The sequence below is a fragment of the Leuconostoc sp. C5 genome, assembly GCF_056530425.1.
In genome coordinates this window covers 823,963-846,341 of record NZ_CP134351.1, presented here as the reverse complement: position 1 = coordinate 846,341, position 22,379 = coordinate 823,963, and the positions used below count along the sequence as shown (strand labels likewise).

Sequence of the window (22,379 nt, the reverse complement as noted above, 5' to 3'; positions counted from 1 at the left end):
GATTATGCCCTTTACTTAATATCTACATATGTGACACCGAATAAGTTGGCCAAATCTGTCAGCTGTTCAGAATCAACAGAGAAACTCAATGTTGTGTGATGTCCGCCACCTACTGTTAACCAACCTTCTGCACCCTCTTTCAAACCAGCCTTTGGTGTCCATAATTGCTTAGCAACTGGTAGATATGGTGTTTCAGCTTCTGGTTTATTTCCTGTGACATCATAGCTAATTAGCTTAAACTCATCACCAAAATCAGAAATTGTCACATCAACAGCATCACCAGTACGTCCACTAAAGACCAAACGAGCGGGATCTTCTTTACCACCAATTCCAAGAGGATGCACCTCAACACGTGGTTTATCTGATGCTATCGTTGGATCCACTTCGAGCATATGTGATCCGAGAATTGCTTCGTGACCTTGTCTCAAATCCAAAGTGTAGTCTTCCATAAATGCTGTCGCTTGATTATGTGACACAATTTTTAACAAACGTGTTAAGGCTGCCGTCTTCCAGTCCCCCTCACCGGCAAATCCAAATCCATCTGCCATCAAAAGCTGTGCTGCCAAACCAGGCAATTGTTCAAGGCCAACTAAGTCTTCAAAATTAGTGGTGAAAGCCGAATAACCTTTATCAGTCAAAAATCTCTTGATACCAAGGTATTCGCGTAATTGATATTTCACATTATGTTCATATTTTTCAGAATCATTTTGCCCAGCAACAAAGTCATACTTATCTTGAAGTTCGGTATATAGATTATCAATATCAGCATCATCAATTGCGTTAACATACGTCACTAAGTCGCCAACACCCCAATAATCAACCGTCCAGCCAAATTTAATTTGCGCTTCGATTTTGTCACCATCAGTTACCGCAACATTACGCATCTTATCAGCAAAAGTAACTACTTTAATTTTGAAACTTTCTTCGTAAGCAACCGCAACATCCATCCACTTGCCGATTTGTACTTGAACGGCTTCATCAGCCCAGTGTCCAAAGACAATTTTATTATTCAATCGAAGCCTAGCATTGATAAATGCATATTCACGGTCACCATGTGCTGACTGATTTAAGTTCATATAATCAAAATCAATTGAATCGTATGGAATATTGTTCAACATTTGGGTTGCCAAATGGAGCAATGGTTTGTTGAGCAATTGCGTGCCACGAATCCAGTTTTTAGCTGGTGAAAATGTATGTGCCCATGTGATAACACCAGCAACAGAGTCATCATAATTTGCTTCTTTCATTGCTTCAGTAATGTTTTCAGCTGTCACACCAACAGTTTTAAATTCAATTGGATAAGGTAAATTACCTGATTCATTTAACTTTTCAATAATTTTTTTTGAATCTTCTTCAACTTGTTTCAGTACTTCAGGACCGTACAAAAATTGAGATCCTGTCACAAACCAAAACTTGTAATCTTTTATATCAGCCATTTTTCATCCTCTGTATTTGTACTTGTAGCGACATTAGTTATTTTGAAGCGACTCGGAATCAAACAATACTATCTAGAATAATCATTTTTTGGAAACGCTTACAAACAAACTATAAAACATTTGTCCGTATAAGTCAAATAAATATATTTTTATACGATAACTTATTTTTAAAAACACAAAAAAGCTAACTAGAAGATAGATTCTAGTTAGCTTTGTTTTAGCCGTTTAATTTAACTAATATCACTTACTGATTCTCTTTCAATCAATTGAGAATGATAGACAATCGACTCGACCTTGTGATGTTTGATTTTCTGTAACAGCAACCTTGCCGCATCTTGTCCCATTTTCTCTTTAGCATGTGACACCGTTGTCAACCTAGGAGACAAATATTGCGATAATTGGAAATCATCAAAACCAATCACGGAGATATCTTGTGGTACTTTAAGCCCCACCTCATGAATCAAATCTACAATGCGTATCGCTAATTGATCATTATACGCGATGACGGCTGTGGGCCTCTGATCTGGATTTTTCACCAATAATTCACGCATACTTTGAAGTGCTTCATTCACTTCATCAGATTTATACATGATCGAGGAACTCTCTGGTAAGATATTCGGATGGTTCTGATACGACTGAAGAAAGCCATTCAAACGATGAATACCTTGAACATCAGAAACTTGAAATACACCTGTGATTCTTTTATGTCCGCGTTTAATCAAATATTCCGTTACCTGATAGATTGCATTTTTATCATCACTGACCAACGTGGTACCTTCAAAATTATTGTATGATGCATTAATGAAAACCATCGGAATATTTAGTTGCGCAATTTTTTGATACAAATCAATATTAGGTGTATCGATGGCGCTTTGGGTTGGTTCAATGATTAATCCACCCAAATTTTGGCTCATCAAATTTGTTAATGCTGTGCGTTCACGTTTTGGGTCGTTATGGGTGTTAGCCAAAATAAGCGAAAATCCATTTTCAGATAGCACTTGATCAGCACCATCAATAATTGCTGGAAAAATATAAGATGCCACATGAGTAGATAAGATACCAATTACTTTGGGAATTTCCTCATATTTTTTTGCAGCCGACCAATCAGCCACAAACGAACCGCCACCTTGCACACGATAAACATACTTTTCATTTTCTAAATCAGAAATAGCACGTCGTACGGTATAACGGCTGACAGAAAATGCTGTCATCATTTCGCTCTCTGTTGGTAGCTGTTGATTTTTATCGTATTCTCCGCTCAATATTTTTTCTAAAATGTCTTTTTTAACAATTTCATATTTATTTGCCATATTTAATAAAAATGCGCCGAAATGTTTCTGGCACTGCTCGTCCTTTTATATGATCGTTTTAATCTTATTCTTTGCAATGTAGCAATTGTATAAAATTAATCATACATTGAGTTTATCATACTGTTGTCATGCATAGCTTATTTTTTCAAATTTGTGTATTGTTTATTGAAAATCACTTCAGGGTATTTATTAGATTTCTTAGTCAAGAGCTTTTCTTTATCGCCTTTCAAATAGTGGTCAAAGAAATCACTAACATACGTTCTTGTAATATCAACAGTATGGTATGGTGTCAGCCCTCTTGCAAAAAGAAGCGGTGAAATGTAAGAAATTTCCGTAAAACTTTGATGGTAAAATTTATCTACCGTCAAAAAGTAAGTATCATTAATACTCTTCTTCATGACAGAATTCAAATCAGGTTTAAATTCTTTATACGTCACTTGCTCTTTAACAGAAGCATGAGGCTTTAAGCTTTTGGCCGTATTACCTGACATAATGTACATAAATGGTTGTGAAACACCTTTAGTTGCTACCGTACCCCAGAACCCCCCTTCCAGACTCACACCAGCTTTAATACGGTTATCTTGTGCTAACGCTTCAGCTGTCGTTGCACCACCGAAGGAATGACCAAACATACCAATTTTATTCATATTTAACTTTCCAGTAAATCTAGAATTCGACTGATTCCATGCAGACAGTTTATCAATTACAAAAGTAACATCTTTAGATCGAACCGCCACACTTTTGACATTATAGTTATAGAGCCCTTTAGAAGTATTGTATTTTGGATCTGCTTGGTAATAGGCAGTTTTACCATTTGATAATGTTACTTTAGCCGATGTATACGGATGATCCATACCAACAACGATGTATCCGCGACTGACAAGCTCTTCAATCGCTGACATGCTTTGATATCTAGTTGAACGTAACCCCGGTGAAAACAAAACGACTGGATAATTCTTTTTATCATTAGAGATACTAGCATTCTTTACAACGTGCGTTTTAACTAATGATAAGTGACTAAATAATTGTTTCGGTAAATTAAATACCAAGCTCATTGCTTCGCCTAAACTACTTGGATAGGATTCTTTTCGTTTTGATGTCATTGCTTTTTTATTTGTCGGATACCAGACACTAACAGCCACATTTCGCTTATCAGAGCTAGTTTTTGTGAATGTTTCCAATCGACTTGAATCAACCAAGATTCGAGTCTGTTCACCTATACCATATTTACCTGAGGGTTGTGGCATGGTGAAAACAGGTAAAATGATGCTCATGAATGTTGATATAGCAATTACCAAGATGCTTATAAATGTAAATAATCCTTTCAAAACAGCGTGTTTCCGGTGATTATTTTGGTGGTTTAGGCGATATAACATGTATCCCATAGATAAAAATGCTATTAAATATGTGCCTAACATTTGGATACGTACTTTATCGATAAATACATGCAGTCCGCCTATAACTAGCATGGTTGATAATAACCAGTAGTAAGTAGTTTTTTTCCAGTGCCCCCATACTGAAAATATTAGGCTTAACAAGGTTATTATTGTTAACAATATTTCTAAAATTCGCATATTTTTCTCCTTTTTACTTTCTAGAAATGCCAACTAACAATGTTATTATAAACTGTGAAGTAAACTTCAATGTCAAGTTCAAAATATTCTACCCTATCTGTTGACGCCACAAATATATGGCACCATTGTGCTCGTGAAACATTCATATGAGAAATAAACACATTGAACTATCCTTCTCACAAAAGCATAAAACACTGCTACAAAAGATTGCAGTCTAGAAAATCCATCAAAAAAAACCAGCTAATTGCTAGTTTTTTGTAAAAATGCTACGAAACAAATACCATTTTGCATGTCATGGACTGAAAGGACACTGATATGGGCGCAGCTTTATGAAAATATTTACTGCAATTTGACTTCCATTAGTAAATTTTGATTAGCATTCACCGTTGTTTCTAATGATTTAATCAAAATAATACTGATAACAGCCAAAGGAAGAAACAATAATATGACTACTGACCAACTCATGTGTGTTGAAGTATTTTCGTATATGCCAAATTGTAAATCAAACAAAAAGTGTAAGATGGCACCAATGTGAATACTGTTTGTAATAATTTTTACCAGAGAAAAAAATAAACCAATACAAAAAGCATAGAAAACTTGCTGAGCAACGCCCTTAGTGGTATCTAATCCTAAATTGAATAGATGCAACAAACCGAATATGATACTAGTCACTATTGATGTAATGAGCAATTTGTTATTGTATTTTTTTAAAAACCGCTGAGTTAGATTGAATAAATATCCTCTCACAAGATATTCTTCTAAAAATCCGGCACCCAAAGCTATAGCTGTACAAGTGACAATAATTTCAGGTGAACTCTGGAACAAATGTAACATACTTTGAATATTTTCATTAATAATATATAGCAAAATAAAATAACCAAAGGCAAGTAGTGATGAATATTTTTGAAACGTAGACAGTTCAATGCGGTGTACGAATAATCGACCATGGTTTGAAATCGAATTGACAAGACGTGAAAATATGTAGATGCACACGATTAAAAGAAAAGTTATTATGATTAAATTTTTTAATGGGGCTTGATCTGGAGAATACGGTTCAATCAAGATACCAATAAAAAACGTTATGATAATTGCCATATTCTTTATGAGAAACATTATCGGCTTATATTTTTTTCGTACCATATTTAAAACATCCTTTGATTTTTTATTATCGTTGCAAACACGCTGCAATAACGTTATTATAAACGATGAAGTTAACTTCAATGTCAAGCTAAACTTGCTATTTTGTCATTGAAATAAAGTGGAACCAATTATTTTAGAGGAAAATGATATGAAACAACTAACTCGTGGCCAACTAGCAAAAATAACAGGTCTTAGTGCGGCGACAATTCGTTATTATGAACAATGCGGACTACTACCAAAACCAAAACGTTTAGCAAATGGTTATCGCATATATGATGAAACTTATTTACCAAAAATTAAGTTTATTCAAGATGCCAAATCGCTAGGTTACACTTTAAAAGAGATTCAAGAAAGCCTGAATATGCTTAGCAAACAAATGTCCCCAGACGATTTAAAAAAGCTTGTTGCAGATAAAATAACTCAAATCGAATCCAGAATTGATAATCTAATTGCCATGAAAAAATTATTGACATCTTTGTTAGAATTTTCAGATTCCGACATTTACAATTATTTGGGCACTTTTTAAGCAAAAAAAGATAACCATCGTATATGGCTATCTTTTTTAAAAATTAAAGTATCTCATCAAAGCCATTACTAGAACGCTCAATAAAACTACAGCCATCAGAGAACGCCTAAAATAACCAATAATTAAACCGGGCAACAATGCTACTAAAGCAGTAAAGTTCACTGTCGCCAGATGCCCGTACCCATGAACAACAAATATATTTTGAAACATAAGTGTTGTCATCATTGCTAACGGTAAATACCTTAAAAATGTCGTCATCCAATCTGGAAAATTAATATACTTAGCCATAAAAAAAGGTATTACTCTAGGAATAAGTGTCACAATAATACTACCTAGAAGGACGATATAAAATTTCGTATCACTCATATCACTTACCCTCACTTCTATTTACCAAAACGGCGTAAAAACTTCCCAAAACAGAGGCTATCAATACAGACACAACTGCGCTAAAGAAATACATAAGTATATATAACAAAGTCGTAGAAACAATTATAATTGACAGCACCTTAAACCTGCTTTCCTTCGGATTTTGGAACATAGAAATGCTTGTCAGCAACCAAAGTCCGGCAAACATTCCCGTTAAAGCAAAATCCAAGCCGAATGCTGCAGGATCAGTAATGTTTTTGCCAACTACTGCAAAAATAACACAAGCTAGCCACCACGTTGCCCACGAAGCAATATTTAAGCCATGCATCCACATCACTGATCTTTCCTTGCCAGCAGCAATATTCACAGATAGTATGCCAAATGATTCGTCAGTTACTAAACTACCCATAAGCAAACTAGATACTGTAGATTGCCGTGGAAAAACCTGTGTAACCGTTAATGATTGTAAAAACATGCGAAAGTTAACCAAAAAAACCATCATGACAATACTGCTAATAGAAGCATTGGCAGCCAGCATACTAACAACAATAAACTGTCCAGAACCAGCATAAAAAATCGCTGACAGCAAAAAGACTTGCCAAATAGTAAAGTGTTCTGAGCCAGCTATTGTTCCAAATGCTGCGCCAATACTAATATACCCTAGCATGGTTGGCAGGGAAGCCTTTACGCCACTCCAAAAATCATTCAATTGTTGTTGTGATAACGACATAGATTATTCTCAATTCCTAAAATTTTAGTCGGTTGAAGCGATATAAATATCCTATCACATCTGTTTTTGAATGTTAAGAGGTTTATTAGCAAATAATTAGATAACACCTTATAAAAATTCCAACACACTTAGTATGTTGGAATTTATTATTAAAACAAATAATACATCAAAGACTCGTCACTTTATAGAACGAAAAGTCGCCGTAACCATCATGCTGATGTGCATCAGTGACCGCTATGAAGTTGAAGAGCCCCGTGAAACCTCCAATTTCACCTTTTTCACCATTAACCCCTTCATCAGATAAATAATTAACATCAACATTTTTTAGTAATATCAGCCATTCATCGTCGGCAGACATTCTATAAAACACTGTCGCTTCACCAAAATTATAGACAAATTTTATTTGAACGTGTCCATTTGAAATAGGCACCTTAACATACTGATAAATTTTTTTCTCACCCAACTTTGCTTGTGTTAAACCTAATGCTATCGCGTTTAATGCTTCTGACCAGTATAAATTTGCATACAACCAATTATTAGCATCATAATATAGCCCTGCTCCAGCTGATTCAGAATAATGATCTGGATGAATTTCCACTTCAGTTTCTAGAGAATAAGTGAACGATGTAGCTCGTGTAGCTAAAATACTTGGATTCATTTGTGAGAAAAGTGACTCGCCGCCATAAATTCTTAAGTAATTTGTATTTCCCAAATGATTGACCCATGTTTTGTTCTGAAAACGATACGGGGATAAAAATCGCTTGTCATAATGAGGCTCATTAAAGTACTCCGTGATATCTTCAGAATACTTTATTGTCGCTTCTTCTTGTTGTGGGCCATCGATATTTTCCTTAGCAAAATTTGTGCCGTCAGCCATTTGTAACCAACCGTCTGCCGTCCAATTTACTTTCTGGATACCAGTTTCTCGTCCTAATGGATTTAATGTCGTACCAGGTAATGGGCGTGACATCAAATGGGCAACGTACCACTCACCATTGGGTGTCTCCACCAAAGAACCGTGGCCCGACTTTTGTATATTAGAATTTGGATTATACATCTCAAATTGCCCAGCATCAGGATCTCCTAGGGAAAAAAGGTGTTCCGGTGAGGAAGTAATAATTGGTTCGCCACTAGGATGTGATTCATAAGGTCCAAATATGTCTTTTGATCGGCCAATTTCGACACCGTGGGCATATCCTGTACCCCCAGCTGCAATCATAAGATAATAGTAACCATTTCTTTTGTAAATTATTGGTGCTTCAGCAGCACCCCTTGAAGTAAATCCGGTAGTCACTCGATGCCACGAACCAACAATTTTCTGCTTTTCAAAGTTGAATTCAGCTATGACAATATGACCTGGCGCTTGATAATTTGGCCTTGACTCCCATTCTAAGATAGCAATATATTTCTTGCCATCATCGTCATGAAAAATAGATGGATCAAAGCCTATTGATGTGAGGTAAATTGGCTCTGACCAAGGGCCGTGAATACTTTCCGACCAAAGCGCATACGAATCGGCATTAAATTCTCGACCCGCCATGTTTAACATGTGCGAATAAGCAATCCAATAACGTTTTTTGTGTGCATCATAGGATAGATGTGGCGCCCAAATTCCTGCTGGTGTGTTTGTTCCCTTCAAAGAGATCTCTTCTTTTTTCAAAACATGATCAATTAATTGCCAATTTTTTAAGTCAGTTGATTCAAATAGCTGAATTGCAGGTGTCCAATGAAAGGTTGAAGTAGCAATATAATATTTATTTTCTACCCTAATGATGGATGGATCAGGTGCCATTCCAGGAATAATCGGGTTTTTTATTTTTAACATATGATCACTCTCTTTCAATTAATCGCCTCAGTATGTTTAAATCTTGGCCCATTTTTTGTTGACAGACCTTTCGAGTGACCAAGAATCCCAGCCGAACCATTCCTTATCATTAATTGTGTCAATATTAATTTTGTAACTCCAGAAAAAATAACCATCGACACGTTGCCACTGCTCAATTTGTAAGTTCCAAAGATCTTGATAAATACTCAGCGCATTGTTTTGATCAATTTCTACTTCTTGATCAAATACCTGTTGAACAGGACTAACACCACCTTTGGTGTCTGAACCTGTGGCCAAAGAATTAAACAAAGTCCATTCACCCACCACTACTGGAACGAATTCTCTAACCTTAGCAATCGCATCCCCAATCTCATTCATGTATTGATGATACGAATCAAGTGTTAACTCCCCTGTCTTCATTTCAGCAATCATTAGGTATTGGTGGGTATCTAATACAACATTCTCAAATTCATTTTTCTTAAAAAAGTCCGCCCATTTTGAAATATCAAACCCATCATGAAACATAACCACCTTGTCAAGCGGTAGTACTTCTCGTAATTTGATGTATGCTTGCTTATAAAATTCGTATAGAAACTTAAAGGTAATCGTTGCGTTTTCCAATGCCATCTCCGAATCACGAGGCTTATACCGATCAAGCATTGTTTGAAACATTTCGGCTGTTGCAGGTTCATTTAATACTTCAATACCATATAATCCAACTCTTTGCCCATAGCGTTCGGCCAAACGACGCAAAACTGAAATAGCAAAATCTACTTGGTCTGAGTGTTGTGCCCAGTTCTGAACGCCAGATATACCACCATTGTCAAAACCATTTTGACTCCCAGGAACTGTATGCAAATCAATTAAAATTTTAAGGTTATATGCTTCAGCCCAACTAAAGGCTTTATCAAGATAATCGATAGCACCAATAAATGGTGGCACATCACCAAAGATAAAATAAGGAACTGGAATACGTATCGTGTCAATTCCTAAACTAGCGATGTTTAAGAAATCAGCCTCCGTAATAAAATTAGCCCGGTGCATATTTATGCGCGTTCTGTATTCTGTTTCACTTAAGTCACGTGGCAAATAATACTCATCTTCTGCTTCCACACCATCAAATAATTGTGGCGCCATCCACTTTTCCAAAACAAGCCATCCACCTAAATTAACACCTTTAATCATTGTCTAAATTCTCCTTTACTTTGTCGACTTAATCATTTGGATAAATATCATAGCTAGTGCAGAAAAAACAACAGCTGTTGGAAATACCAAATTATATCCACCAAATCCAACTAAAATACTCGTAACAATTGGACCAACTGTCTGGCCTAATGTGGTTGCCATGTTTAAGATTCCTAAATCCTTACCCGATTCATTCTTGTTAGGCAAAACATCTATATTCAACGCTTGATCAACCGCACCATACACCGCATAACCTAGTCCTGAGAATCCTGCAAACAGAATCATTGAGAATGGTGACTTCATAATCCATGGTAACAAAAACCCAATTGACATGAGCAAGGTTGCAATATTTACTGGCAGCTTTCGACGGCCAAATTTGTCTGACAAACTTCCTGAAACTAGTGAACCAACTAGTCCGACAACCATTGTCACGATTGACATGACCGAAATAGTCGCAGCAGCAGCTGTTTCACTTTGACCAATATAACTTAACAAAATATATAACTGATAATTCAAAATCATGTAGTATGAAAAAATTAATAATGACCTACCGGTAAAGGCTAACCAAAAATCACGGGCGCCTTTAAGCGGTGGACGAAATGAAGCTAATAATTCCTTAACGCCACCTGTAACTGATGGTAATGACTTTGCAGAACGCTCGTGTGGCCAAACGATAACTGTCGCAATACCTGCAATACCCATTAGGATACCGGCTGTAATAAATCCTGGGGTCTGTAACGTAATAAAGCGGGCACCAATCAAGGTTCCAAGCGACGTTCCAACGGTAGTACCAGCTGAATAAAAGGCTGATGTCGTTGCACGCAAGTTTTCAGGAACTCGATCTGACAGAGTCGCCATAGCTGGCGCAATCATCATATTTAAACCAATCATACTGATACAGTAACTAACACCGATCAACCAGACATTTTGAAACAGACCGATAGCAAACAAGGATACACCGCCGATAACACCACCTGCAACAATCCATGGTGTACGTTGGCCAAAGCGAGAACGCGTGCGATCTGATAAATTACCAACGATTAAGTTTGATAATAATGAGGTTATGGCGGTTGCTGCGTTTAAAACACCAAACACGGCTGTGGAACCTTCGGCTCCTACCACATTTCGCAAATGTTGTGGCAAAAGAACTGCAGCTATAATTGCCAATCCAGCCATCCACAACAATGAGAACAAGAAATAGGATATCGTGAATCGAAATCCATCTTTTTTGCCCAATTTAATTTGAGCATCTACTGTCTTATCCATTATCAGTTACTTCTTTCTATAATTTTTACATCCCAAGGTTGCAATGTCACTTGACTACCTTGAGTCATGTGTTCTTGTTTGATTAGCTCCATACCTGAGAAAGGCGTAGCAAGGCTTGTACTCGTATCCGAAAAATTGAACAGAAAATCAATGTTCGCGCCGTACTCATTTTTTGCTGATTTAACAATCACTGGAAAAGTTACATCATAATCAGATTGGGAAATTCCTGATTGATTGATAACATGCTTTACTAGAGCATTCGTAACAGATTGGCTTGGCCAAGCACCTAAATACCATGCCATACCATTACCATATTTGTTTTCTGTAATAGCACCAAATTTTTTCCAATGATGATTATATGAGGCTAAAATTGTTGCTCCGTCACTCTCGAGCAATTCAGCCCACTCACTGATGTGCAAATCAGTATCTTCAAATATGCCAGTTTGATCTTCTAATGTCTCACCGTTGGGGTCGACAAACATGTGATAATGCGCACCAATTGCTTCTCGAATAATTGCTGGTTGTATATCAGTCCGTACTTTGACATGTTCATCAGTCACACCGTCTTTAAACGTGAACAATACATTGCCACCGTCATGAATGTACTGATTTAACGCTTTCAAAAAGGTTTCGTCACTGACATATAACATTGGTACGACAACTAATGCGTAATCACTCAAATTAATTGTCTTTGGATTCAAAATATCGGTTCGGACATTTAATTTGTAAAATGTATCGTACAATCTTCGAAATACATCATTGTAGTTTACGTCTTTTCCAATCGCAAACTCTATCCAATCACTAGATGTTGCTGTGAGACTTTCGTTATCTACCACAAACGCTACGTCTGCTGCATGATTTAAGTTGACTAACTTATCAGACAAACGTTCAAAGTCATGTCCCAATTTTTGAGCCTCTTCATAAACTGGATTTGGTTCAAAATCATGACTCAGTAACCCTTTCCAATATGTCTCGAAAGAATTATGGATAGAATGCCAGTGCCAATATTCAATCATGTTCGCGCCATTGGCAATATGGTTAAAAGCAAGTTGATAAAGTTGTCCTGGAAATGGTGTCCAGCTTTTAAATGCTTGTGCCTGCGTTTCTAGCACTAAATAATTTTGATGCTTAATTGAACGCGCAACATCGCCAGCAAAAGAATTTTCTGTCCCTGTAAGCTGACTTTGTGAGGGATGATAGACGTCAATTCCCACAAAGTCTAACGGTTCAGCTGCTTCAAAATGATTGACATCTGGTTGAATGCCATACGAATAATCACGCCATTCAAAATCAAAATTGTGTGTTACAAATTGAAAATCTTTTTTATACTCATTGACCAAGTCAACTTGCCAACTTAAGTATTCCTTCACTAATGAACGTTGGTATTTTGCAAACTCACCTGCTAAACTGCCGTTAATTGTACCGTTTACATTCGGAAAGTCCTCCCATGTGTTAATACGATTCGACCAATAGTCAAGACCAAACTCTTTATTGAATGTATCAAGATCACCAGAAAATTTTTCTTTAATTTCTTCAACAAAACCGGCCTGTACGTGACTTGCAGATGTACCATAGTGCTTAGTTTCATTATCGACTTGATAGCCAATGATATTCTCGTAATCAACCGTTTCCTGCAACATATGACGAATGATTCGCTCAGAATAATATCGATAAATCGGACTGGTAATATCCATTATCTGCCTGGCACCATAAGGTAGCCGGTTTCCGTTATTTTCAACAAGCACCTCAGGAAACTTCCTAGCCAACCAAGTAGGAAATGCATACGTCGGCGTGCCCACAATAACCGATATCTTTGCATCCCTCATTTTATTTAACGTATAAATCAGTTTGCTAAAATCGAATACACCATCTTGTGGTTCGTAGGTACTCCAAGTACTTTCTCCAATTCTGACGACATTAATTTTAGCTTCTTGCATCATTTTGATATCTTGATCAATACGATCGTAGGGCAAATACTCAAAATAATAGGCAACGCCAAACAATAATTCCTTATTTTTGTTCATACTATTCCTTCCTTTGTGTTAGAATAAAATTACAACTCTTGATAACGCTTTCATTATGGGGCATAATTATCTTAAATGTAAGCGCTTTATTTATGATAAAACAGCCCTTTTTGAGGTTATCAAATGAAATCATTCGAAAAAAAAGAGCTCCAAGGCTCAATACGATTACCCGCATTAGATTGGAACATCTCTTTCTTTGGCGGTCATCAGCAAGATATCAAATCTGGCTGGCACTACCCTTCTGAACGTCATCTGGCATTTGAAGTATTTTACATTGTCGAAGGCGCAATCAATGTAACGGCCTTTGATAATACAATTCGCCTAGAATCTGGAGATATTATGGTTTTATATCCCAATGTATGGCACGAAACAACTAGTCTAACAAATACAACCTACTTTAATTTTCATTTCAATTTAGATGATGAACGATTCGTCACAAATTTAATAAATCAGGGTATCCTTAATTTTCCTAACGGCTCACTAAAAAATATCCCTCTTATAAAAAGTTTGGACAAATTACGGGATGTATTAAATAAGAATATGGCGTACACTTTTAAGGATGAGTTGAAACTTCACGTGTTACTGTCTGATTTTATTTTCCAATTATTTTCTAGTGAAATATTAGAACACACACCACTTAACTCCTCACAACTTAAAATAGCCAGTTCAATTGCTTATGGTATAAGAACTACTTTGCAAAAAAATATCCACAGCTATTTTAACGAAGATTTCATTGTTAGCGATCATTCGTCACGCTTAAGTATCGACAAAATTTATAGTGATTTAAAAATTAGTCCAAGTTATGGCGGAGAAGTGTTTAGAAACATTTATGGATACGCGCCACGACAATATTTAACAAAATTAAAAATTGCCCAAGCCAAGCGGTTACTGCAAATGCCTGATTTGAGTGTGATTAACATTAGTGAAGCGCTGGGTTACCGAGATCCCGCTCATTTTTCACGACAATTTAAAAAATGGACTGAAAATACTCCCTATCAATATCGTAAAAGTCATCAATAAAAAAGTACTGACTGTTAACAATCAGTACTTTTCTTAAAATACAGCATTTTCCAACACGGTCCACTCATCAAATATCGTATCTTCATCTTCAAAACGACGATTATTCAATAAGTATTCCTTTGCTTTTAAAACCAATGGTGAAGCATTACGAATACTAATATTTTCAAGCGGTATAAAAACAGCGCCTAATGAATCTTGCCCATCAAACTGTGGTGCTATCTCTTCAATTTTGCCAGACAACTCTTCAACATCATAAAATACAGCGATGTGTTGATTATAGTGGTAATTTAAATAATCCCAAGGATATTTAAAACTAGTAATTCCCAACTGACTATATTTCTGAACCGTCAAACCTGTTTCTTCTGCTATTTCACGTTTAATAGCAAGCGATAATTCTTCACCATCTTCTAACTACCACCCGGCAAATCAAAACGATTAATGTAAGGTCCACCATTCTTTTTTATGACAACAATCCCTTTGCTGCTTGAATAAATAATGCCATAAACGCCAAATGCACGATGATATTTTTCCATATCCATTCCTTCTTTCTAAAGTGTGAATAGCGTAAAAAAGCAAGTCAGTAATATGACTTGCTTTTTCATATAAATTTATAGTACAACACTACCTAAAAATTTTCAAAGGCAGTGTCAATTTGCTGATATTCTGTTTCAGTTAAGTCAATGTTTAATGTAGCAACGTTATTGGTCACTTGGCTTGCATTACGCGCCCCCGGAATAACCGCACTGATACTGGGATTAGCAATATACCAAGCCAGAATAGTTTGCGAAATTGAAGCATTGTGATTTTCCGATATTTTCTCAACAAGTTTTAAGGCAGAGATAATTGTTTCAAATTGCTCTTTTGTAAACTGATCAAACTTATCAGCATCCGCCAAGCTGTACTTTCCTGTTAACAATCCAGAAGCCAATGGAAAATATGGCACAAAACCAATATTGTTTTCTTGCAAGTATGGCCATAATTTATTTTCCGCTTCGCGGTGCACTAAACTATATGCATCTTCTACATAGTCTACTTGACCATTTTTATTAGCTTCTTTAATTTGTTCTAAACTGAAGTTTGACACACCGACTGCACGAATTTTCCCAGATTTCTTCAAATCATTTAAAGCAGCAACTGCTTCATCTTTGGGCGTGTTTTCATCAGGAAAATGAATATAGAAAATATCAATATAGTCCGTCTGAAGTCTTGCCAAGGCATCATCAACTGCTTTTTTAAGAAAAGTTGGTGTATTATTTATTTTTAAATCATTGTCTGGATCTTGTGCCGCTTTAGTAGCAATTTTAAAGCTTGAGCGGGGGTACTTTTTAAGAACTTCCCCAATGATTTCTTCTGAGCGACCAAGACCATACATATAAGCCGTATCAATCATTTGGACCTTAGAATCTAATGCTTCCCGAACTATATCAAAGCCGTCTTCATCTTGTAGGCCCTCGAATAAATTATGACCGCCCACTTTGTTGGTGCCAATGCCCAATTTCAAAACCTTATTACTTTCTTTTTGATTATGTGACATGATTCTCCTCTCTACATTCAACTAACTATTAATTAGCTTAATTATATAGCAGGTTAATCAACAATACTGTTTTCATGCTTAATTGTTACATTTAAAATTCTCGTTTGAGCAGATAATACTCATTCATATCGCGCAATTGACCACGATGAACATAGTAATCCGGATGAGTTGCCAAATATGAAAAACCTGCGTGTTTGGCAACTGCATTACTGCCAATATTCTCTACATCGGCAAACAATGATAACTTATTCAAACCAATATTTTCAAAAGCATACTCACAAATCTTACGGACAGACTTGGTCATGATACCCTGATGCTGGAATTTTGAATCTAGCCAATATCCTATCTCTGCTTTTTTGTTCTCTGAATCAATATAATGAAGATCAATTACACCCACAATATGATTATCTCGAATAATTGAAAACAAGGCATCAGTACCATCTGCGATACCATGCATTTTTTTCTTTATATAATTAACTTCGTCTTTTTTTGTTTTTGTTAATGCCACAAACCCAAGAAATTGACCGATGTTTTCTTGATCATTATAGAGTAACTCAAATATTTCATCGGCATGGCTTAGTTCGGTCACCGCGATAGCAAGATTATTCTCTATCGTACTTTTAAAGTAAACACTCATAATTTTCCCTCATAACGTTTAGAATATCATAAATTCTAACACAATTATGATAATATTACATTATTTTTATTAGATATTCGGATTTTTGTGCAATATATGCGCAGGATTACCAACGATAGTCACGTGGCTTGGAACATCATGTAAGACCACTGTTGCAGCTCCAATCTTCACATGATTTCCAATTGTAATATTTCCCAAAATAGTAGCATGGGCACCAATCAATGTGTGATTGCCGATTTTTGGGTGCCGGCGACTTGTATCTCCAAGTGCATGATGGGTGCTGCCTAGAGTTACACCATGATATAAAATAACATCATCACCAATAATTGCTGTTTCACCAATCACAGTTCCAGAACCGTGGTCAATTAACAGACGTCTCCCAATTTGCGCGCCAGGATGTATCTCGACTCCCGTGATTAAACGTCCCCATTGCGAACATAGATGCGCAAGAAGCTTCAAATTGAGTTGCCACAACTGATGACTAATGCGATAAAACCAAACGGCATGCAAACCAGAATAAGTTAAAATAATTTGCAAATTAGAAGAAATGGCGGGATCGTAATTTCTGATCATTTTAATATTTTCAAAAATAATTATTCTCCTTTGAGTATTCTATAAATTACCAAGGTTAATATCATTTTGAACAGATTTAATAGACTGTTCTAGTATTGCCAGACCGCTATCTAATTCCTCATAACTAACAGTTAATGGTGGAGCTATCCTGAACACACCACCCATCCCTGGCAGATTAACAATATTCATATGAAGCCCTAGTTTATAACAGCGTTTTGTAATTTCATCACCAATAAATTCAGATCTTTCTTTATTGCTTTTACTTTTTATAATTTCTAATCCTTGCAGAAGCCCACGACCGCGAGCATCCCCAACAATATCATATTCATCGACTAGTTTCTGCAATCCGTCATGTAAATAATTTCCTTTTTCCTTAGTTACTTGGCATAAATTATCACGTTCAATAATATTCATAACTGTGCAACCAACAGCTGCTACCAAGGGATCGTTTACGTGCGATGTATAAAAAAGAAATCCTTTTTCATGAGCCTTTTTTTCAATTTTATCCGTCGTAACTAATGCTGCCAAGGGTAGACCCGAGCCCAATGTTTTTGATAAAGTCAAAATATCAGGTTCAACGTCATCGTACTGATATGCAAACCATTCACCAGTTCTACCTAAGCTAGTTTGCGCTTCATCAAATATCAGTAGCATACCACGTTCGCGACATTTTTCCTTTAGTGCTGCCAAGTATCCTTTTGGGGGCACCAGAATACCACCACCCGATACAATTGGTTCCACAATGCAAGCCGCTAGGCTACCAACCGATTGTGCATCAACCATTTCAAATCCATAATCTAGTTCTTCGTGCCAATCGTATTCTCCTTCTGAATTGAAAAAATTGGGACGGTATGTATACGGCGTTGGAATTGAAAGTTGACCTGGAGACGTTGGTGCCCCTGATTTTCTAGCTGAGGCATAGGTAGCACCAGCGCTAGCCTGCGTCACACCGTGCCATGATTTATTAAAAGAGACAACCTCAAATTTTCCTGTGACCAATTTAGCCATTCTCAAAGCGGCTTCATTAACTTCCGACCCAGTCGACAACGGAATAACTTTTTTTAAATTTCCCCCTGTTTTACTGGCAATGTTTTTAGACAAATTAATATTAGGTCGCGAAAGCATTCCGCTATATAAATGATCCAATCGTTGTACGGTTTGCTGTAAAGTCGTAACAATTTCCGGATTTGAATGTCCTAATGTAGAACTCATCTGCCCTGATGTAAAATCAAGTATTTTTTCACCTGATTCTGTAAACAAGTAGGTTCCTTTTGCGTGATCAATAATATCGGGACTAAAATCCATTCCAGCGTACCGACCAACATATTTTTCTACATCAGCCCACGGTTCCTGTGATTTTTCAAATGCTTCTATCATATTCAGATACCTCTTTCAATTAATAGTTAACTTGAAATTAATTTTAAAGCAATATAAAATTAATGAAAAGATAAAGTATCTGACGATATAGTTCAGTTTTTCTAAATGATTGAGGTAATATGAATGAATATTTGGCAACTGCAAATTTTAACCCACCTAGCCGAACTAGGAACAATGAATCGAGTTGCTGAGGCTTTATTTGTTAGTCCTGCAACAATATCACAGCAATTAAAAGACCTTGAAGACGATTTAGAATTAACGCTGATTGAAAAACAAGGACGGAAAGTTTATCTGAACCAAACTGGACAAGAACTAGTGGAGAGAGCCCAGCCAGTTTTATCAGAATTAGAAACGATCGAAAATGATTTTAAAACACGACAAAGTGAAATTACTGGCATTGTTAGAATTGCAACTTTCACCAGCGCATTAAATTCTATACTTATTCCTGTCATAAAAAAGATTAATCAAACTTTTCCAAGTATAGAATGCAGAATATATGAAGAAGAACCCGACCAAAGCTTATTAGGACTTCGGTCACACAAATTTGATATTGTTTTAACCGGTTATTTTGAAAAAAAGGTCACTTTTCCCAATTCAGACATCATATCGACCAATATTGGCGAAGATAAATTATTAGTAGTCTCAAGTAAAGACGATAAAAGTATTTTCCCAATTAAGCACTTTTCAGACTTAGCATCAAAAAAGTGGATCATAGAACCCAAGAATACATATTTATCCAATCATATCATCCAAATGTGCCGAGAAAATTTATTTGACCCTGATGTCGTTAGTGAAATTCACAGTTATGATGCTATAAAAAGCTTAGTGAAATCACAACTCGGTATCTCCATTTTGCCTTCCTTAGCACTTACTGCGGGTACTGATATGAATGGAATTTTTGTTCATGATTTCGATACTAAAAGCAAGAGACAAATCTACCTTTTAGAACGTAAGCCACAAAAAAGAATTCCTGCAATTAAAATCGTGTCGCAAATGATTACCGATCAAGCAACTGCAGTTTTAAAAAACTTTAATTGATTTTTATAAGTTTAATTTTGCCAAATTTAAAAAGCGACTTCAGTGATTGAAATCGCTTTTTTATTTTTTCTAACACACTTCTAAGATATTTTTCTTGAAACCTGCTGATAATATGTTTTCGATGTTTTCAGATAGATTAAGTAATAAATTAAGACTATCGAGATCACTGTTAGTACAGTGGTCAGATAAACTACTGGACCAATAATTATACCAAACAATTGCAGAATTTTATGAATCATTGGCATCGCAAAACATAAGTGCATAATCGCGACAACCACAGGCAGACCAAATATCCAAATGATTTGTGAACGAATCGTTTGCTTAACTTCTTGACTGGACATGCCTATTTTTTGCAAAATATCGAATTGCTTTTGGTCAGAACGTCCCTCAGATATTTGCTTATAATAAATAATCAAACCAGTTGCCATAATAAAACTAACTGAGAATACTAAACCAATAAAGAAAAAGCCACCATAAAATTCTTTTAATACAGATATTGTTGAAAATCTATCTTCACTCGTAATATTGTATGTTTGAGATACCTCTTTTAAGAATTTTTCTCTTTGCTGCTCAGTACCTGTGACATTGAATAATAACTGGTTCTTATAAGTAATATTCTGTTTCGTATCACCTAAATCATTAAACTCGTTTCCTAGAGCACTTGTAACACTCTTAGAAGGCACAACTACTATCAGTGAATGTGTCATATTAGGCTGAACGCTAGGAATCCCTTTAATCTTTTTCAACACGCTTTTCACATGGTAGTTTTTATCCAAAAAAGTGATATTGCCCCCATTGAATGTTCCTTGTCTATCATAGACATATATTTCATTAGCCTTTAACTTGTTTGAGCTATTATTGGCCATATATTTATACTGTTTTTCTGTTATGAACTGGATTTCAGACAAATTGTCGGCACTCCCAACGGAATCACCAGTTAAAGGTTGTAGCTTCCCTTGAGTCGTTAAATCCCCAGCTATCGCAGTACTAATTTCTAATTTGTAGGGTTTGTCTATTTTTATACCATTATTACTAGCAACTTTTCTCACAGACTTAATGGGCACTTTACGGTCAGATGAGCTTGTCAAAATAACAGCCCGCGGGAATTGTTGATTGATGTAGTCTTCTTGTCCAACAAACATTGAAACTGTTGTAACAATAACAACCAGCGACATAGTTGTTAATAGCGTAATGCTAGCCAGACCTGTTGCATTCTGCTTCATTCTAAATAACATATTCGACACAGTTATAAAATGATTTGCTTGGTAGTAATACTTTCCATTTCGTTTCATTACTTTTAAAATAATCGTCGAAGCTACGATGAACAGAATATATGTCGCACAAACAACTAACAGTACAGCTATAAAGAATTGACCAATTGCTTTTAAAGGTGAATGAACCGTTAAGGAAATATAATATCCCATTGTTAGCAGGACTAGTCCAAGGCCAAATAATACCCAATGGCTTCTGGGTTCTGATTCTCCCTTTTTAGTTGCATGCAATAAAGATATGGTTTTAAGTTTAAAAATCGAAAATATGTCTGTTATCAGCAAGAATAAAAAACATATCATAAAAAATACAACAATAAATACTATGGACACGGCTGTGATGTTTAGCTGGAATTCGGTACCACCCACGAGCTTCATAAATAGTAAGATTAATACTTTACTGAACACAACACCAGTAATGAGGCCAAAAAAAGTAACTGCCAGAAAAGAAATAAATTGTTGTCTCCAGCTAATTTTAATCAGATCAATTTTTTGTAACCCTAAAATGCTGAAAAGACCAAACTCTGACTGTTTTCGTTTACTTAGAAAACTATAGGTATAGAGCAGAAAAATAATAGAAAAAATAGCAATTATGATTTGAGAAAAAGTAAGCATTTCAATTACAGATACATTGGCTGCTAATTTTTTGACCCCTTTTGAATAAATAAGTAACTGAATAACCATGTTCAAAGCGACAGCAGCACTGCCTGCTAACATAAATGGTAAGTACTCTAACCTGTTTTTTACAATTGATTGCCAAGCTAATTTCCAATACAACATTTTAATCAATCCCCCCTAATAAATTAGTCATGGCATCACTAATTGTCAGTAACATTTCTTGCTCCGTTTTATTCCCTCGGTATGTCTGATGGAACACTTTTCCATCTTTAATAAATAAAACTCTTTGAGCATGACTAGCGGCCAAAGCAGAATGCGTAACCATTAATATTGTTTGATTTTGCTGATTATATTGTTCAAATATTGACAAAATATCAGCTGAATTCTTAGAATCTAAAGCTCCTGTTGGTTCATCAGCTAATAAAATTTCTGGATTGGTGATCAACGCTCTGCCAATAGCCACTCGCTGTTTTTGTCCGCCAGATAACTCATATGGATACTTATTCAACAGATCCTGTAATCCCAACTGTTTGGCAAGATTACTCAGTTTCTGCTCCTTATTATTTGTATTTTTAGCTAGTATAAGCGGTAAATATATATTATCCGCAACCGACATTGTATCAAGCAAATTAAAATCCTGGAACACAAATCCTAGGTGATCTCGGCGAAAGGCAGCTAATTGTTTATCTGACAAATGTTTGAAATTCTGATTATTTAAAGAAATAGTTCCTGCTGTTGGTTGATCAAGTGTGGCAATGCAGTTTAGCAAAGTCGATTTACCTGAACCAGACTCACCCATGATTGCAATGAACTCACCCTTCTCTACCTCAAAACTGACATCCGCCAAGGCAACAACTGTATTATTTTTAAATTTACTCTGATATTCTTTTTTCAAATGCTCAACTTTAAGTAGTGTCATGAATTTTATTCTC

Annotated in this window: 19 protein-coding genes and 1 pseudogene; 3 read left to right on the top strand and 17 right to left on the bottom strand. The window is 36.0% G+C overall.

The window, feature by feature from the left end; genetic code table 11:
- Positions 1-11: 11 nt before the first annotated feature.
- From araA to RHP56_RS04220, 4 genes are all read right to left on the bottom strand, one after another.
- Positions 12-1,436 (bottom strand): L-arabinose isomerase, encoded by a 1,425-nt coding sequence (araA, locus tag RHP56_RS04235; protein ID WP_102753207.1) that lies wholly within the window; start codon positions 1,434-1,436, stop codon positions 12-14.
- A 230-nt stretch (positions 1,437-1,666) separates the two neighbouring features.
- Positions 1,667-2,746 carry a GntR family transcriptional regulator gene (locus RHP56_RS04230; RefSeq protein ID WP_252169477.1) on the bottom strand — a complete coding sequence of 360 codons (1,080 nt, stop codon included), beginning with the start codon at positions 2,744-2,746 and terminating at the stop codon, positions 1,667-1,669.
- A gap of 137 nt (positions 2,747-2,883) precedes the next feature.
- Positions 2,884-4,320, bottom strand: a complete 1,437-nt coding sequence (locus tag RHP56_RS04225) for an alpha/beta hydrolase family protein (RefSeq protein WP_462794732.1) — start codon at positions 4,318-4,320, stop codon at positions 2,884-2,886.
- A gap of 339 nt (positions 4,321-4,659) precedes the next feature.
- Positions 4,660-5,460: a CPBP family intramembrane glutamic endopeptidase gene (locus RHP56_RS04220; RefSeq protein WP_281446910.1), complete on the bottom strand. Its 801-nt coding sequence runs from the start codon at positions 5,458-5,460 to the stop codon at positions 4,660-4,662.
- A gap of 148 nt (positions 5,461-5,608) precedes the next feature.
- On the opposite strand from RHP56_RS04220, the gene RHP56_RS04215 reads away from it, so the two are divergent.
- Positions 5,609-5,986: a MerR family transcriptional regulator gene (locus RHP56_RS04215; protein ID WP_014324596.1), complete on the top strand. Its 378-nt coding sequence runs from the start codon at positions 5,609-5,611 to the stop codon at positions 5,984-5,986.
- Positions 5,987-6,022: 36 nt separating this feature from the next.
- Here RHP56_RS04215 and RHP56_RS04210 read toward each other — a convergent pair whose 3' ends face one another.
- The 6 genes from RHP56_RS04210 to RHP56_RS04185 form a co-directional block, all read right to left on the bottom strand.
- Positions 6,023-6,352: an AzlD domain-containing protein gene (locus RHP56_RS04210; RefSeq protein WP_014324595.1), complete on the bottom strand. Its 330-nt coding sequence runs from the start codon at positions 6,350-6,352 to the stop codon at positions 6,023-6,025.
- A gap of 1 nt (position 6,353) precedes the next feature.
- Positions 6,354-7,082 carry an AzlC family ABC transporter permease gene (locus tag RHP56_RS04205; protein ID WP_061514814.1) on the bottom strand — a complete coding sequence of 243 codons (729 nt, stop codon included), beginning with the start codon at positions 7,080-7,082 and terminating at the stop codon, positions 6,354-6,356.
- 166 nt (positions 7,083-7,248) lie between these two features.
- Positions 7,249-8,907, bottom strand: coding sequence for a glycoside hydrolase family 43 protein (locus tag RHP56_RS04200; RefSeq protein WP_102753689.1), 1,659 nt, complete (start codon positions 8,905-8,907; stop codon positions 7,249-7,251).
- Positions 8,908-8,943: 36 nt separating this feature from the next.
- Entirely contained in the window at positions 8,944-10,092 is a 1,149-nt protein-coding gene (locus tag RHP56_RS04195) for a glycoside hydrolase family 5 protein (protein ID WP_102753688.1), read from the bottom strand.
- A 15-nt stretch (positions 10,093-10,107) separates the two neighbouring features.
- Positions 10,108-11,358, bottom strand: a complete 1,251-nt coding sequence (locus RHP56_RS04190) for an MFS transporter (protein ID WP_025268004.1) — start codon at positions 11,356-11,358, stop codon at positions 10,108-10,110.
- A 2-nt stretch (positions 11,359-11,360) separates the two neighbouring features.
- Positions 11,361-13,382 (bottom strand): beta-galactosidase, encoded by a 2,022-nt coding sequence (locus RHP56_RS04185; RefSeq protein ID WP_102753687.1) that lies wholly within the window; start codon positions 13,380-13,382, stop codon positions 11,361-11,363.
- Between the two features lie 123 nt (positions 13,383-13,505).
- Here RHP56_RS04185 and RHP56_RS04180 point away from each other — a divergent pair, with 123 nt between their 5' ends.
- Positions 13,506-14,402, top strand: a complete 897-nt coding sequence (locus RHP56_RS04180) for an AraC family transcriptional regulator (protein WP_102753686.1) — start codon at positions 13,506-13,508, stop codon at positions 14,400-14,402.
- A 33-nt stretch (positions 14,403-14,435) separates the two neighbouring features.
- Here RHP56_RS04180 and RHP56_RS04175 read toward each other — a convergent pair.
- The 5 genes and pseudogenes from RHP56_RS04175 to RHP56_RS04155 form a co-directional block, all read right to left on the bottom strand.
- Positions 14,436-14,935: pseudogene (locus RHP56_RS04175) on the bottom strand (NUDIX hydrolase).
- Between the two features lie 92 nt (positions 14,936-15,027).
- Positions 15,028-15,936, bottom strand: a complete 909-nt coding sequence (locus RHP56_RS04170) for an aldo/keto reductase (RefSeq protein ID WP_102753685.1) — start codon at positions 15,934-15,936, stop codon at positions 15,028-15,030.
- Positions 15,937-16,027: 91 nt separating this feature from the next.
- Entirely contained in the window at positions 16,028-16,573 is a 546-nt protein-coding gene (locus tag RHP56_RS04165) for a GNAT family N-acetyltransferase (RefSeq protein WP_102753684.1), read from the bottom strand.
- Positions 16,574-16,642: 69 nt separating this feature from the next.
- Positions 16,643-17,146: a serine O-acetyltransferase gene (cysE, locus tag RHP56_RS04160; protein ID WP_011679613.1), complete on the bottom strand. Its 504-nt coding sequence runs from the start codon at positions 17,144-17,146 to the stop codon at positions 16,643-16,645.
- Between the two features lie 39 nt (positions 17,147-17,185).
- Positions 17,186-18,523 carry an aspartate aminotransferase family protein gene (locus RHP56_RS04155; RefSeq protein ID WP_258984562.1) on the bottom strand — a complete coding sequence of 446 codons (1,338 nt, stop codon included), beginning with the start codon at positions 18,521-18,523 and terminating at the stop codon, positions 17,186-17,188.
- A 123-nt stretch (positions 18,524-18,646) separates the two neighbouring features.
- Here RHP56_RS04155 and RHP56_RS04150 point away from each other — a divergent pair, with 123 nt between their 5' ends.
- Complete coding sequence (locus tag RHP56_RS04150; protein ID WP_102753802.1) at positions 18,647-19,561, top strand: LysR family transcriptional regulator; 915 nt, start codon at positions 18,647-18,649, stop codon at positions 19,559-19,561.
- 80 nt (positions 19,562-19,641) lie between these two features.
- Here the strand turns inward: RHP56_RS04150 and RHP56_RS04145 are convergent, their stop codons facing one another.
- Positions 19,642-21,609 (bottom strand): FtsX-like permease family protein, encoded by a 1,968-nt coding sequence (locus tag RHP56_RS04145; protein ID WP_462794731.1) that lies wholly within the window; start codon positions 21,607-21,609, stop codon positions 19,642-19,644.
- 1 nt (position 21,610) lies between these two features.
- The gene (locus RHP56_RS04140) at positions 21,611-22,366 is read right to left on the bottom strand and encodes an ABC transporter ATP-binding protein (RefSeq protein WP_011679610.1); all 756 of its coding nucleotides are present in this window, start codon (positions 22,364-22,366) and stop codon (positions 21,611-21,613) included.
- Positions 22,367-22,379: the final 13 nt, after the last annotated feature.